The 15079-nt window shown below is 41.1% G+C and carries 16 protein-coding genes; 8 read left to right on the top strand and 8 right to left on the bottom strand.

Translation table 11 applies throughout. From position 1 onward, the window contains the following. Positions 1–13: 13 nt before the first annotated feature. From MKZ05_RS03970 to MKZ05_RS03960, 3 genes are all read right to left on the bottom strand, one after another. Positions 14–400, bottom strand: a complete 387-nt coding sequence (locus MKZ05_RS03970) for a DUF1992 domain-containing protein (protein ID WP_106030308.1) — start codon at positions 398–400, stop codon at positions 14–16. Positions 401–531: 131 nt separating this feature from the next. Further along, positions 532–2256 carry a methyl-accepting chemotaxis protein gene (locus MKZ05_RS03965; protein WP_106033230.1) on the bottom strand — a complete coding sequence of 575 codons (1725 nt, stop codon included), beginning with the start codon at positions 2254–2256 and terminating at the stop codon, positions 532–534. 31 nt (positions 2257–2287) lie between these two features. Beyond that, entirely contained in the window at positions 2288–3946 is a 1659-nt protein-coding gene (locus tag MKZ05_RS03960) for a pyridoxal-dependent decarboxylase (protein ID WP_339161489.1), read from the bottom strand. 579 nt (positions 3947–4525) lie between these two features. Here MKZ05_RS03960 and MKZ05_RS03955 point away from each other — a divergent pair. Next, complete coding sequence (locus tag MKZ05_RS03955) at positions 4526–6508, top strand: LTA synthase family protein (protein ID WP_050944801.1); 1983 nt, start codon at positions 4526–4528, stop codon at positions 6506–6508. A 99-nt stretch (positions 6509–6607) separates the two neighbouring features. Continuing rightward, on the top strand, positions 6608–7195 hold the full coding sequence (locus MKZ05_RS03950; RefSeq protein WP_253622844.1) for a YjgB family protein: 588 nt from the start codon (positions 6608–6610) through the stop codon (positions 7193–7195). A 45-nt stretch (positions 7196–7240) separates the two neighbouring features. On the opposite strand, the gene MKZ05_RS03945 is transcribed toward MKZ05_RS03950, so the two are convergent. Next, positions 7241–7744 (bottom strand): DoxX family protein, encoded by a 504-nt coding sequence (locus tag MKZ05_RS03945; RefSeq protein ID WP_003214123.1) that lies wholly within the window; start codon positions 7742–7744, stop codon positions 7241–7243. Between the two features lie 230 nt (positions 7745–7974). Between MKZ05_RS03945 and MKZ05_RS03940 the strand changes: the two genes are divergently transcribed. Then, the gene (locus MKZ05_RS03940; protein ID WP_339161485.1) at positions 7975–8697 is read left to right on the top strand and encodes a DUF817 domain-containing protein; all 723 of its coding nucleotides are present in this window, start codon (positions 7975–7977) and stop codon (positions 8695–8697) included. An 18-nt stretch (positions 8698–8715) separates the two neighbouring features. On the opposite strand, the gene nagE is transcribed toward MKZ05_RS03940, so the two are convergent. Beyond that, on the bottom strand, positions 8716–10080 hold the full coding sequence (gene nagE / locus MKZ05_RS03935) for an N-acetylglucosamine-specific PTS transporter subunit IIBC (RefSeq protein WP_050944804.1): 1365 nt from the start codon (positions 10078–10080) through the stop codon (positions 8716–8718). A 187-nt stretch (positions 10081–10267) separates the two neighbouring features. On the opposite strand from nagE, the gene map reads away from it, so the two are divergent. The 3 genes from map (at position 10268) to MKZ05_RS03920 (ending at position 11575) form a co-directional block, all read left to right on the top strand. Continuing rightward, a complete protein-coding gene (gene map, locus MKZ05_RS03930; protein WP_003213886.1) occupies positions 10268–11017 on the top strand; it encodes a type I methionyl aminopeptidase in 750 nt (249 codons plus the stop codon). Between the two features lie 124 nt (positions 11018–11141). Continuing rightward, the gene (locus tag MKZ05_RS03925) at positions 11142–11303 is read left to right on the top strand and encodes a hypothetical protein (protein WP_003214360.1); all 162 of its coding nucleotides are present in this window, start codon (positions 11142–11144) and stop codon (positions 11301–11303) included. A gap of 134 nt (positions 11304–11437) precedes the next feature. After that, on the top strand, positions 11438–11575 hold the full coding sequence (locus tag MKZ05_RS03920) for a YflJ family protein (RefSeq protein WP_003214303.1): 138 nt from the start codon (positions 11438–11440) through the stop codon (positions 11573–11575). A 42-nt stretch (positions 11576–11617) separates the two neighbouring features. Here the strand turns inward: MKZ05_RS03920 and MKZ05_RS03915 are convergent, their stop codons facing one another. After that, positions 11618–12268, bottom strand: a complete 651-nt coding sequence (locus MKZ05_RS03915) for an MOSC domain-containing protein (protein WP_137055543.1) — start codon at positions 12266–12268, stop codon at positions 11618–11620. A 122-nt stretch (positions 12269–12390) separates the two neighbouring features. Between MKZ05_RS03915 and MKZ05_RS03910 the strand changes: the two genes are divergently transcribed. Further along, positions 12391–12663 carry an acylphosphatase gene (locus MKZ05_RS03910; RefSeq protein WP_050944813.1) on the top strand — a complete coding sequence of 91 codons (273 nt, stop codon included), beginning with the start codon at positions 12391–12393 and terminating at the stop codon, positions 12661–12663. Between the two features lie 28 nt (positions 12664–12691). On the opposite strand, the gene MKZ05_RS03905 is transcribed toward MKZ05_RS03910, so the two are convergent. Both MKZ05_RS03905 and MKZ05_RS03900 read right to left on the bottom strand, forming a co-directional pair. Beyond that, positions 12692–13798 (bottom strand): nitric oxide synthase oxygenase, encoded by a 1107-nt coding sequence (locus MKZ05_RS03905; RefSeq protein WP_284907651.1) that lies wholly within the window; start codon positions 13796–13798, stop codon positions 12692–12694. A gap of 104 nt (positions 13799–13902) precedes the next feature. Then, a complete protein-coding gene (locus MKZ05_RS03900) occupies positions 13903–14460 on the bottom strand; it encodes a PadR family transcriptional regulator (protein ID WP_050944806.1) in 558 nt (185 codons plus the stop codon). 112 nt (positions 14461–14572) lie between these two features. Here MKZ05_RS03900 and MKZ05_RS03895 point away from each other — a divergent pair, with 112 nt between their 5' ends. Next, complete coding sequence (locus tag MKZ05_RS03895; protein ID WP_025206914.1) at positions 14573–15058, top strand: phenolic acid decarboxylase; 486 nt, start codon at positions 14573–14575, stop codon at positions 15056–15058. The last annotated feature ends 21 nt before the right edge of the window (positions 15059–15079 follow it).

The following is a 15079-nucleotide window of genomic DNA, read 5'->3' as shown; positions in this document are numbered from 1 at the left end:
AGGCTGCGTGTCATCATCTTTTTTTATGCTCCGTTAATTTTTCGTAGACCCTGTTTTTATAAAAGGAGGAGGCTGGACGAGCAAAAGTTTGGCGCTTAGATGTGAGTTCATCCAGTCGTTTTTGTTTTTCTTCACATATGAGAGAAAGCTTTTTTCTTTCCTCTCCGTCTATACTGGAGTGAAGTAGGTCTTTGACGGTCATGAGTTCTTTTTTCAGTGCTGTTTCTTCCCCAGCAAAGCCAGCATTTTTCATCATCCGGTAGCCCATTCTTAGTTCTTCAGGCACATGAGCAGCGTCATCTTTAGGTAGAGGTTTGCCAAAGCCAGATAATCCTTCAAAAGCCCCGTTATCCATCGCTTTTTTGATCCGTTCTTCTGATAATCTCTGCGCAAAATCCATGGCGTTCTCCTTTCGTCTGAAACGATTTGATTAAGCATAGCAAAAAAGCTGACTCTCTCACAAGAGTCAGCAGCAGCTACGCTGAACATAAGACAAAGGGCTAAAATCAAGATCATTTTAGCCCTTTCTCGTTATTTATTGTCGATTTTGAAAGTAGAAACCATATGTGCTAAGTCCTCTGACATATCAGAGAGCTGTTCAATCGCACTTGAAATTTGCTGCATGCCAGCACTTTGCTGTTCTGTTGCTGCCGCTACTTCTTGAGAGCTGGCTGCATGTTCTTCCGATACAACAGAAATTTGCTCAATCGATGTAGAAATCGTTTGATATGCTCGTTCTACTTGCTTAATAGAAGCAAGCAAATTGTTCGTTCTTGTTGCAAATTGAGACACACCGTCGTAAATCAAAGCGAAATTTTGTGACGTGCCTTCCATTTGTACGCGTCCCTCTTCCACTGCTTTACTGCTTTCCTCTACGCTTTCAAGAACGCGCTGACTGTTTTCCTGTGTGCCGATGACGAGGTCTGAAACAGTTTTAGCCGCATCCGCTGATTGCTCAGCTAACTTGCGCACCTCATCTGCCACAACAGCAAAGCCTTTTCCTTCTTCTCCAACACGTGCCGCTTCAATTGAAGCATTCAGTGCAAGCAGATTCGTTTGGGCCGAAATGTCTGTAATAATTGAGATGACACTTTCAATCTCCGTTGAATGAGATTGTAATTCTTCTGCTGCATGCTTTGAGTTGGTCATCTTGTCATGAAGCATATTCAGATGATCAAGCACATGGTTCACTAATGTTTGACCAGATTCTGACTGCTCTTGTACGTCAGATGAAACAGATTTCATTTCATCGACTTCTTTTGTGACGCCTTCGATTTGAGTATCGATCTCTGCAACGGATGTCGTACAATCCGTAATATTTGCGACAGAATCATTGATTCCTTCACTCATATTCGTCATAGCTTCTGATACTTGCTGCGCACTTTGACTTGATTCGGTCGTCACTGTACGAAGCTGTGAAGACATTTTCGACACTTCACTAGATGAGTGTGAGATTTTCGAAATGAGCTCTTTGATCCGCCCCTGCATCTTTTGGAAGGATGCGGCAAGCTGGCCGATCTCGTCTTTACTTTCAACCTCTACCATACCAGTTAAATCACCGTCAGCAATTCGGTTTGCTGATTCCATCAAGGAACGTGCTGGTTTCGCAATTCTTCTTCCCATAAAGAATGAGAAGAGTAATCCACCGATGAGCACAATAGCAGATGCCACTGTGATATAGATCATCAGCTTCTGCGTTGTTTGAGGCACGACAGACGCATCTAAATCAATGCCTAAAATCCCTGTCAGTTCACCGCCTGAATCCTTGATTGGCAAAAAGACTGATTTATGTGTACCAAATGAATCTTTATAAATATCACTTTTGACCATTTTATCTTCAGAGAGCGCTTGTTTCATCTCATCTGAAAAGGCATAATCTTGATCAAAGTCATTTTCTTCACCGGTTAATATAATAATTCTTTCTTTGCCGCCTTTATTAGATAGCACGTATAAGTTCTCAAGCGTATGATCTTTTTGAAGCTCTGTGAATTTCTTTTTGACCTCCACATAAAGAGGGTCATCTTTCCCGCTAATACCAAGGACGTTCCCATCCAGATTATCGATCTCTTTCTTCGCTGTATCAACATCTGTTGTTAATCGATAATCAAATTGCTTTAATAACTGGGATGATAAATCCTGGCTGACTAGATAAAATGTTAGAACGAATAGTGCAACGGTTGCGAGTAATGTTACGACAACGACTGACATGATTTTAGAGGATATGGTGTATCCTCCAAATTTCCTTTGTTTCGCCATTTTTTCCTACATCTCCACTCTCAGATTTGATTTAAGCATGTACATGTTCAAATTGTCCACAAACAGATGCGATCACATCTTTTAAATAAGATACGATATGTGGGATATGCTCTGGTAACGTATAAGGTGAGATGACAAAAAACTTACTAACGCTTAGATAGAATTCTTGTCCTTCTTTTGCATTTACAAGTAAAAACTTCGTTGTATCACCAAAGAACATCTCGTCTCTTTTTTCTCCAAGCTTTTCAAACAGCATTTTGTTCAATTCATTGTTCCGCTCAATTTCCATTGCCGTCGCTTCGCCTGAAATTTCTTCTTGAAAGCGCGGTGAGCCGTCTAGGTAAATTCTAAATAATGTAGCCATTCCGACATTGTCATCATTTACGACTTCTGCTTGCGGAATTTCTTGACTGAGTGCTTCTCTGAAGGCAAGGTTCACCTCTAAGAATTGACCGAGCAAGCGCTGGTAGCCTTCAACTCCAAACGTTAACAGCACACTCAGCATACTGATCGAGCTTCCCATTCTTGAGCATTCCAGCGTATAACCTGTATGGTATTCGCCGTAGCCTCTATGACCAACGTATGGTGTCTCTTGTTCTTCCAGATCTAAACGCTTTAGGTCTGCCGCGTTTTTCACTAAGAATAAACTAGATGTGTAAGGTGTTTGGCCGAGCTTTTGAAAGTCAAAGCACATCGTGTCAGCAAGAGAAAGATGCTGGAATTTCGCTTTGATTTCTTTTAGCATACGAAGAACACCGTCTGAGAATTGCAGCGGGTTTTCAGCTAGATCATACCCATTAAAGAAAGCAAAGAATCCGCCGAGCGCTGAATCCGCATGAATATGCGGCACCTTTAGACCATACTCCTCAGCAATGGCTTCCGCTGTTTCACGTACCCCTTTTACATCATCAATTGCAATGGCATCTGTTGTTCCGGTTGTTGCGACAATATAAACGGGAATTCCGCCATTTTGTGCAACACGTTCCATTTGACAACGCAAATCTTCCATATCCATCGAATGATCTTTATTCGTTTTAATTCTGATCAAGTTGTCTGTGCCAAGTCCTGTTGCTTCCATTGACTTAAATAAGCTGTAATGTGCCGCATCAGAACAAAACGCATAAAGGTTTTGTGGAACACCTTTTCGCAGTGACTCCGGCGCAGCTTTTGCAATCGCTAAACGCAGTCCTGAGAAAATGGCTCCTTGACCTCCCCATGTTGTATATCCCCCGCTCACACTTGGATCATATCCGATGAGCTTAGACATCATTGAGACCACTCTGACCTCAGCTTCCGCTCCTGCTGGTCCGTAAACATCCCATAGGTTGTTTCCATTTACCAGCATCGCCGTCAGCATGCCTAGAATTCCTGGTGTACTTGCCATCGGCAAAATGTTCGTGAAGAAATACTTTGTGTGGTAAGGATGGTTATGTAAAAGCTTCAGTAATTCTTCATTCACAAGTTCCGCTTGTTGGCCGTTCAACGGAATTTGACTTGTTTCAGTGAGCTTTTGGTAAAAATCCTCCTCACGATTCTTTTCACCCTTTAGGTGTGCACGGTTCGGATCTTTCAGGTGATCGACCCCTGAAACAATCTGCTCCATCAATTTGATGAGTTCTTTACGCTCTGCTGCATTTCCGTCCTCACTCGGAAACCAGTTCTGAACGAGGTTGTTTGCTCGTACAGTCATATACTATCAATCCTTTCAATGGAAGATTTCCTGTCAAAGTCTATATCGACCCCATTTCAAAAGTTTATAGTCTCGAAATGTTCACTTAAGTATATTTAGATAATTTGTTCATTCATCAAAATAAATAAAACCCTTACAAAACACATAAAAACCATTATGTTGATGAAACAAAAATATATATCGATATATCTTATATCAGGAAATTTCATCCATGTCCTTTCTCTATTCTTCTTCTCATTTTTTTTACTTAACCTGCATAAACATTAAGAAACACTGGAAATACACTCTAAATCATCATTGTAGAAACCAAATTAATTCTTTAGACTCGTGCCTTTTTACCTGTTTTATTGATATAGCAACTGGAAAACGGCTGAATTTTCTGTTAATAATAGGATGAATTTCATAAAAAGTTTTTCGAAGAGCGAATATTTTCGTTTTCCACCCTTTTATTGCGCGGACGAGCTGCTAGACACTCTTCGCCGGTTATCACTTTTCTATTTGATCATTTCATGGTATATTCTAATGGTTCGTTTTCTTTCGTTCCGCCTCTTCCGTGTATCGGAGAAAAGGAGTGTTTTTATGAAAACATTTATTCAAAAACGAGGCCTCGGCTTCTTTGTTATTGCAGTCATTTTACTGTGGCTCAAAACGTATTCAGCGTATTTAATTGAATTTAAACTTGGTATATCAAATGTGCTTCAGCATATTTTGCTTTTCGTGAATCCTATTAGCTCCAGCTTGTTCTTTCTTGGCTTTGCTTTATTGTTCAAGAAAAAATGGCAGCCTGCCGCTATCATTGTGATTCATTTTTTCATGTCTTTTTTACTATACGCAAACATCGTGTACTATCGATTCTTCAATGACTTTATCACGCTGCCTACCGTGATGCAGGCAGGAACGAATGGCGGACAATTAGGTGATAGTGCATTTTCACTCATGCGTTGGACTGATATGTTTTACTTTATGGATACCATCATTTTGATCGTACTCGCAGTCCGCATGAAAAAGAAGCAGCAAACAAGTACAGCTACTGTACCTGTTCAAAAGTCAAAATCGTTTAGACTCGTCCTTGTGTCCTCTGTTGTCATCTTTGTGATGAATTTAGTCGCTGCAGAGATTGATCGTCCAGAGCTTTTATCAAGATCATTTGACCGCAATTATTTAGTGAAATATTTAGGTGCTTATAACTTTACTGTGTTTGATGCCATTCAAAATGTGAAATCAAACAGCCAGCGCGCTCTGGCAAATTCAAATGACGTGACAGATGTAGAGAACTATTTAAAAGCGAACAGCGCTGATCCTAACCCGGCTTATTACGGGAAAGCGAAAGGCATGAACGTGATTACGATTTCTCTTGAATCTCTGCAAAATTTTGTCATTGATTACAAAGTAAACGGAAAAGAAGTAACGCCATTCCTTAATTCATTGGCACACAACAACAAAACGTTTTACTTTGATAACTTCTTCCATCAAACAGGACAAGGAAAGACGTCTGATGCTGAATTTATGATGGATACTGGGCTCTTCCCATTATCCCAAGGCTCTGTTTTTATTAACAAAGCGCAAAACACGTATCAAGCACTTCCTGGCATTTTGAAGAAGGATCAATACACGTCAGCAGAATTCCACGGCAATACAAAAACCTTCTGGAACCGTAATGAAATGTTTAAGTCGTTTGGATATGACAGATTTTACGATTCTGAGTATTACGATATGAACGAGCAAGATACGAAGAACTATGGGCTGAAAGACAAACCATTCTTCAAAGAATCTATGCCAATGCTTGAAAACTTGAAGCAGCCGTTTTATTCGAAATTTATTACGTTATCGAACCATTTCCCATTTGGAATGGATGAAGGGGATACCGATTTTGAACCCGGTGACTTCGGAGACTCTGTCGTCAATAACTATTTCCAATCGGCTCATTATTTAGATGAAGCGATTGAACAGTTCTTCAACGACCTGAAAAAGTCTGGACTCTATGACAATACAGTCGTCATTATGTACGGAGACCATTACGGCATTTCTGAAAACCACAATGAAGCGATGGAAAAAGTGACAGGACAAAAAATCGGAGATTATGAAAATGCGCAACTCATGCGCGTACCGCTCTTTATTCATGTACCAGGCGTAAAAGGCGGACAGATTCATAAATACTCTGGTGAAGTCGATGTCGCACCAACCCTTCTGCACCTGCTTGGTGATGATACGAAGAACTATTTAATGTCTGGTTCTGATATCTTATCGAAAAATTTCAAGGAGCTAGTGCCATTTAGAAATGGTGACTTCGTCTCTAAGGATTACACAAAAGTAGGCAATAACTATTACAGCAACAAAACAGGCGAGAAAATCGAGCCGACTGATAAGGCATCACAAGAAAATGAAACGGTGAAAAAGATGCTTGAGACATCTGATAAGATCGTCACCGAAGATTTACTCCGTTTCTACAAGCCTAAAGGCTTTACACCGATTGACCGCAATCAATATGACTATACAAAGAAAGTACAGGATGAAGAAGATTCCTCTTCCGCCAAAGATAAATCCGGCACTTCATCAAAATAACTTTCTCATTTTAAGAACCAGCCGATCCATGATCAGCTGGTTCTTTTTACGTTTGACCCCTATTGCACCGGGTATAGAAAGAAGAAGGAGGGATTTATGATGAAAAAAACAACCGCTTTTGTCATGACTGCTTCACTCGCTACGTCCTGCCTCATTGGATTCAGTCCTGCAGTCTCAGCACACGCCATGACCAAAACAGCAGTCGAACAATCCGTTCCTCAAGGTCCGAAAACCGCACTAAACAACATTTATGAGCTGGCACATAAAGGACAAATGCCGTATTATGCAAAAGGTCTTAAAATTGGAGTTCAAACAAAGATGGATGTCCATCATAAACTAGGAAATCCATATCCAGAAACAGGTCAAAGCAGCTTTGATTTGTATCATGCTGAAATGGGGAATCCGGGATTTGCTTTTCATTATGATGCAAAAGGCAAAATTGACGAAATCCGTTATTTCGGTACAAATGTAGAAAAAGAAACGAATATCGGCGGAATGACCCCTTCCCTATTAAAGAAACAACTTGGACAAGCCAATTCGGTCAGCACCATTCCACAGACAAAAGAGAAAAAATACGTGTATCGTACTGGAGATTATGAGCTGGAATTTATCGCCGGAAATGACCCAGATATAAATCAGCAGAAGCTCACCGTCCTGCATATTAATCTGGTGAAAGCTGATTCCTAAATAAAAAAAGCATCCTGAGCAGAAGCTGAGGATGCTTTTTCTTTATTATGAAGCCACTTCTAAATGCGGCTTTCTTTTCATAGTTCGTTTCAAGACGGGACCTGCGACATAATCAAGTCCAAATTTGCCTGCATTTCCTTTCGCAGCCATGATGACGATGGCAATGAGCAGAAGAAGCGGGTTGACAGAGACGGTACCAGCTAGTAAGAAAGAGACATTCATCATGCTTCCGAAAAACGCTGCGGTTGTTGTGAATAATCCAACAATTAATCCTAGACCTACTAAAATTTCTCCCCACATGACCATGGCACTGAATAGTCCAGCATTCGGCAAAGCGACATTTTCTAAAAACCATACATAGAACGGATACACAAGGTTTCCATCTTTGACAACAGGTTCAGCTATCGCAAATTGTAAATATCCTGATGCATCGAATCCGCCTGTTAGTTTTCCTATACCAGATGTGAGCCAAGTCCAACCGATATAAAGTCTTGCTGCCAAAAGGATAACCGCTGCCCATACATTCGTTTGTAAGAATTTTGTAAACATGATGATGCCTCCCTTTAATTTATGTGAATTTCTTCACATTTTCTTTATGATCTTATTATACTATGTTAAAACTAATTTGTGATCTTTTTCACATACGTATTCACAAATTGTTCATGAATATCTAGTTGAGGTAACTTTTCCCTTGCTAAATCCGTCTTAGTCATTTCAGACAATGAAAAGAGGTTTCATTTTGTATGAAAACATTATTCCAGTTTGCTTACTTATAGGCGATGTCGTGTCTATTCCCCGTCATGATCTTTGCAGCGCTTGCCCTATCAAAGATAGTGACGATTCCTTTTCTACACCGGTATGATTTCATTCTACTGCTTTGCCTTCTTGCCCAGATACTCATGCTGACGCTTCGGCTGGAGACATTGAATGAATTGAAGGTGATCTGTCTATTTCACATAATAGGTATTGGCTTAGAATTGTATAAAGTTCATATGGGTTCTTGGTCCTATCCTGAAGAGGCTTATATGAAGGTATTTGGGGTTCCGCTCTATAGCGGGTTTATGTATGCGAGTGTAGCAAGCTATATTTATCAGGCACTCTCCCGGCTTCACGTGCAGGTCAGTTCATGGCCCCATCCGTTTCTTTCAATTGGGATTAGCTTGTGTATTTATCTCAATTTTTTTACGCATCACTGGCTCTATGATGTCAGGTGGTGGCTGACATTACTGCTTGTTGTCGTATTTCGAAAAACGTCCGTCTCGTTTCAGGTTGGCTCTTCTACCTTCCGAATGCCGCTTGTCGTCTCTTTCTTGCTGATTGGTTTCTTTATTTGGATTGCCGAAAATGTCACCACCTTTTTAGGGGCATGGCAATATCCAAATCAACAGCACGCTTGGTCTCTCGTCCATCTTGGGAAAATCAGTTCTTGGTTTTTACTTGTTGTGATCAGTATTGTGCTCGTCATTGAACAGCGCAAACAAAAAAACGTTCAGCCCATTTGACCTGGCTGAACGCTTTTTTTAATCTCGATCGACTTCCTTGCGAAGATCATCTGCGACAAATTCTACATTCGTTCCAATGATGATTTGTACGGAGGTTTTCCCTGAAGTCAGTACCCCTTTGGCACCTGCTTTTTTCAATGTGCCTTCATTTAATAAATGTGTATCTTCTACTGTTAAACGCAGGCGGGTGGCACAATGATCAATGGCGGTGATATTGTCTTTGCCGCCAAGTCCCTCTAAAAGTATACTCGCACCTGCCGTCTTCGTATCATCGGCTGCAATATCTTCAATGTCCTCATCTTCTCTACCCGGTGTTTTGAGCTTTAACAGTTTAATGAGGAAATAGAAAACGACAAAGTACACAATGCCATAAAGCACCCCAACCCCAAGCAGCATGAGTGGTTTTTGTGCAATGCCAAAGCTTAAAACGTAATCAATTGCTCCTGCTGAAAAAGCGAAGCCGCTATGAATCCCGAGAATGTTCACAATAAAGAGCGAAAGACCCGTTAGTACAGCATGGACACCATATAGGAGTGGGGATAAAAACATAAATGAAAATTCAATTGGTTCAGTAATCCCTGTAATAAATGACGTAAGCGCCATCCCAATCATCAGGCCAGCCGTTGCTTTTCGCTTTTCAGGCTTTGCGGTCACAATCATGGCTAAACATGCCGCTGGCAGACCGAACATCATCACTGGGAAGAAACCAGTCATAAAGACACCCGCGCTTGGATCTCCTTTAAAGAATCGCGCTAGATCTCCTGTTGCCCCGCTGAATTCCCCGAATTGAAACCAAAATAAGTTATTCAGCACATGATGAAGCCCTAATGGAATGAGCAAGCGGTTAAAGAAACCAAACAGCCCTGCACCCGTTGCACCAAGACTTAAAATCCATTCTCCTAAACCATTGATCCCGCTTTGAATCGGAGGCCATACAAATCCGAAAACGGCTGCTAATAAAATGGTGAAAAGTGCGGTCATAATCGGCACAAGCCGTCTTCCGCTAAAGAAACCTAAGTATTCGGGCAGCTTCGTATCCTTGAAGCGATTGTACACATAACCTGCCAATAGCCCGCATAAAATACCGCCCAATACCCCCATATTGTTCGTTGAATTAATCGACGTTGTACCAGCTGATAAAATAAAATAAGAGATCGCACCTGATAATGCCGCTGCCCCGTTACCATCCTTTGCAATGCCGATCGCTATCCCCATTGCAAAAATTAAAGCCAAGTTTGCAAAAATGGCATTTCCAGCCGCATGAATAAACGGGATATCGAATACATCCTCCCGCCCAATAGCCAAAATAATCCCTGCTGCTGGAAGTACAGCGATTGGAAGCATAAAAGATTTGCCTAGCTTTTGAAAAAACTGAAACACCATTTGCCTTCTCCCCCTTTGTCATCATCATGACTAAACGTCCATGATGCTCATAAAAAATATATCATATGCACATCTAGTTATCTATACCAATTTGTCCACATTCATTTGAATTCCGCTCTTTACTCTTTTTGCGTAAAATGTGGTAAGCTATTGAATAGAATGAAGTTATAGAAAGCGGGAATGAACAGTGATTGTCAAACATGATCATGAGTTAGAAGCCTTAAAAAAAGTCGGCCGAATTGTCGCTTTGGCAAGAGAAGAAATGAAAAGCCAAGCGAAACCAGGCATGTCTACAAAAGAACTAGATTTGATTGGGAAAAAAATATTAGAAGAACATGGGGCGAATTCAGCACCCGAAAAGGAATATGACTTCCCTGGGACGACTTGTATCAGCGTGAACGATGAAGTTGCTCACGGTATTCCAAGTGAAAAAACCATTTTACAAGAGGGCGACCTCATCAATATTGATATCTCAGCAGAGCTGGACGGCTATTATTCCGATACCGGTATTTCATTCGTATTAGGTACAGGTGATGCTCGTCTTGAAGCATTATGCCAGTGTGCAGAGGATGCATTCCTTGAAGGATTAAAGCATGCAAAAGCCGGTAAAAGACAAAACCAAATTGGCCGTGCGGTCTACAATACAGCAAAAGAACAAGGATTTACTGTCATTAAAAACCTGACAGGACATGGTATTGGGAAAAATCTGCATGAAGCACCTAACCATATTTTGAACTATTATGATCCATTCGATAATGCTTTGTTTAAGAATGGCACCGTGATCGCCTTCGAACCTTTTATATCAACAAATGCTGAATCGATTTATCAAGCTGATGACGGCTGGACCTTTAAAACACCAGACAAAAGCCTTGTCGCACAGATTGAACATACCATTGTCATCACAAAAGACGAACCGATTATATTAACGAAGCTATAAGCCAGCTGATCCCCTTCTTCATTGGAGGGGATCCTTTTCGTTTCCCTTTCACGAATCTGTCATGACTAAACAAAAATGCCTGTGGTAAAATAGGCAAAGATATGCGAAAGGGGTCTTATTTGATATGTGGTTCATCATCATCGGCGTTATCTTTTTGATTGAAAGTATTATCTTAACGGTTGTAGGTATTAAGAAAAAACAATCCATGATGACTTATCTTGGTATTGTCATCATGATTATGACGGTCGGCATGATCATCGTTACCCTCAACCCGCCAAATTCATAAATGATCATTTCCAGCATATACATGGATCATAGGAAGATAGAATCAGTTTTCATTTATTCATACCTGCACACTTTTCACGTCCTTTTTTGAGATGTTACAATGCAGGCAGTTTCAATTGAAAGGAGTTTTCTATCATGCATTATGGTAGCAAAGGCTGGTATGTCGAAGAATTAAAGAAGCTTGGTGTGACCAAGCATGAAGGAAGAAAGCTTCAAAGCTTAAAAACATATTTCCTTGCAAATCTTCTTGAGCAAAAGAAACCTAGCTCATAAGCGCTTAAAAGCCGTACATCTTATGCTGATGTACGGCTTTTTTTAAATGGGCTGAATTCGTTTTTCTAAAGACTTCCTCACGACATCTGCTAAGGCATCTACTTCAAGAACGGCTTTTAGCCTCTCTGGACTTGTTTGACGATATTTGACCTCGTTCACTTCATGGACTGTAATGTGATGAGGTGCTTTTTCTACTAATACAAGAGAAGCATCAGCAGGCACTAAGCCTTCTCTCAGCACCCGTAAATAAAAGCCGGTATACCCCGTTTGCTGTACTTCCTTTACAAGCTTCATGTTGCCATGCTTAAAAGATAGTTTCACACACGGCTGTCTTGGCTGGCTCACTTCAACAAGTGCTTCTCCAAGCTGAAATACATCGCCAATCCGCACTTCTGTTTCAACTAGTTGGTGCACGGTCACATTCTCACCGAAGGCAGCTTCCTGTAACGGAACCCCTAAAAACTGCTCAAAATAAGCATAATGATCGTATGGAAAGACGCAGACGGCTTTATCATATCCTCCATGATGAACCAAATCACCTTGACCATCTCCCTCAAAATTGACCTTACTCAAATAGACAGGCTCATGAATTCGCTTTTTGTTGATGGCTGTTTTGATTTCTTTTCCGTTTGCATAGGTCGTGATGGGTTGTCCTACTTGAATTCCTACTATGTCGTATCTCTTCTGTCCCACGATGACCATCTCCTTTGATTGTCTCATGGCTATTATTTTACATCGTTAGACAATGAAATCATAGTCGATGCGTGAAGGTCAGTTACATGCTATGGTACGATGAGAAAAAAGGAGAGATGACATTGATTCATTATCATGCCATTGTCACAGGACGGGTGCAGGGAGTCGGTTTTCGCTATTTTGTACAAGGAGAAGCCGTCAATCGCGGGATGAAAGGCTGGGTACGCAACACAGATGAAGGGCATGTCGAGTTAAAGGTAGAGGGTGAGCAGCAGGAAGTGCTTGATTTCTTAAAGACTGTCCGGAAAGGAAGCCCTTTTTCAAAGGTCACAGATATGCAGATGGAGCCGCTCACTGAGTTCGCTCATTATCAGGATTTTCGCATCAAGGGATGAAGTTTTCATAAAAAAAACCTAGCTTTCGCTAGGCTTTTTCTGTTCCATGATAGGGCTTTTCCTGATAAAAATAATTCGGCTTCACAATGGTATTGTCGTAATGCTTGTGGAAGATGTGGGTAGCAGCTGGTGATACCGGTGGAATCAGCCAAGTCCAGTCCCCAGTCAGCTTACGGTCAGCCTTTTCTTCCTGCTTTTCGAACTGTTTGAATTGATGTGCTGCTGTATGGTGATCAACAATGGTCACCCCTGCTTCTCTGTAAGAATGAAGAACCGCCACATTCAACTCAACAATGGCTTTGTCCTTCCAAAGCGACGCATTCTTTGTTGTGTCCAGTCCTAAAATCGAAGCGACTTTTTTCAGCATATTGTAGCGATTTTCATCGGCTAGATTACGTGCGCCAATTTCTGTGCCCATATACCAGCCATTGAACGGCGCTGCATTGTAATGAATACCACCAATCTCCAATTTCATATCAGCAATAATCGGAACGGCGTACCATTTCAGTCCTAAATCACGAAATCCTTCATATTCAGGATGGGTAATCTCGACTTCTTGGACGATTTCTTTCGGAAGCTCATACAAAACTGGCGGTTGATCCTTTAGCTGAAACATGAGAGGCAGGATATCAAAATGCGTGCCTTCCCCTTTCCAGCCATGGGCTTCACACAACTTTGTTAATTCAAGAGAAGCCTCGTCGCCGATGATGCCGTACTCCGTCTCATAGCCTGCATAACGAACGAGCTGATGATTATAAATGACGACTTCCTTTTGCGCATGATTTTCTGGAGGAAAGATCGTAATGGATGGTTTGATTTTCCCATCATTGGTCGCATACTCAATATGATGAAAGAGTGCCTCTTTCACCTCTTCTTCTGTCTTCACATGACGGCAGTCGTGAACATGCAGGGTTGACCAAAATAAACGGCCAATGCAGCGGTTGCTGTTGCGCCACGCCATTTTCGCTCCATGCGCCAATTCCTCTTGTGTGTGAGTATACGTCCCTTTAGAGTTAATTTCTTGTTTTATTTCATGCAGACGTGCTGCTTTCTCTTCATTTGACTTGCCCAATTCTTCATAGCATACAGAAATAAAAGCTTCTGCTTCATTCCACAACGCTTCTTGATTACTCAAACATACTCGCCTCACTTTAATACGAATATATCCATTGTAGCGGTTTCTATTTATAAATTCACTAGTTTCAAACCATTTTTTATCATATCATCCGACCATTGTCCTTAGAGCGAGGATGAATCAATCCGTTTAAGGGTTTGCTCAAGCCAGCGGACATAGCCTTTTTCTCTTTCAATTGCCCTTGTCAGCACTAAGTAATGCCCAAATTGCGCTGAATGAAGCGATTCAGCCCCAGGATCTTCCTCTATTAACGCATGCAGCTTATGCTTTAGCATGTCGACTTTCTTCGTGCGCTCTAGCAGTTGATGTGTAAACAGATCAGCCGCTTCTTTTTTGTCCATGGAGGAGATGAAAAATGTTTTGAGCATGAATTCATCCTTTGTTGTTTCTGGGATCGGGTCTTTTGTCCTTAACCACTGATGCAATGCTGCTTGCCCTGCCTCTGTAATTTGATAAACCTTCTTCTCCAGCTTCTTTCCTTGTATACGAACATCAAATTCAATAAACCCTTCTTCTGTGAGCCGTTTCAGCTCAGGGTAAATTTGGCTATGCTTCGCGCTCCAAAACTGTCCAAGGGAATCCTTAAAATGTTTGGTGATATCGTATCCAGTCAGCTCACACTGATCTAGTAAACCAAGAATGGCATATTTCAAAACTCTCATGATGTGCCTCCAACGCTTATTCTTTGACAATAGTATACCACAGACTTTAAAATAAACATGTAAATCACGACATGTTTGAAACAACATCATTCTAATGAAAGAAGGAATCAACATGGATCAATTCGTTGGACTTCATATGATTTATACGTATGAAAATGGCTGGGAATATGAGATTTACATTAAAAACGATCACACCATTGATTACCGCATTCATAGCGGAATGGTTGGAGGCCGCTGGGTCCGTGATCAAGAAGTGAATATTGTGAAGCTAACAAAAGGCGTTTACAAAGTTTCTTGGACAGAGCCAACTGGGACAGACGTCTCTCTGAACTTTATGCCTGAAGAAAAGCGCATGCATGGCGTCATCTTCTTCCCAAAATGGGTGCATGAACGTCCAGATATCACAGTTTGCTATCAAAATGACTACATCGATCTCATGAAAGAATCTCGTGAAAAGTACGAAACATATCCGAAATATGTTGTTCCAGAATTTGCGGACATTACGTATATCCATCATGCAGGTGTAAATGACGAAACCATTATCGCCGAAGCACCATATGAAGGCTTGACTGATGAAATAAGAGCAGGACGAAAATAAAAAAGCAGCACGCACTGTGCC

Origin of the sequence: Bacillus sp. FSL M8-0277 (assembly GCF_037975305.1) — a bacterium.
GTDB lineage: Bacteria > Bacillota > Bacilli > Bacillales > Bacillaceae > Bacillus > Bacillus pumilus.
The sequence above is the reverse complement of the archived record's forward strand: the minus strand, read 5'-3'. Positions and strand labels throughout refer to the sequence as shown.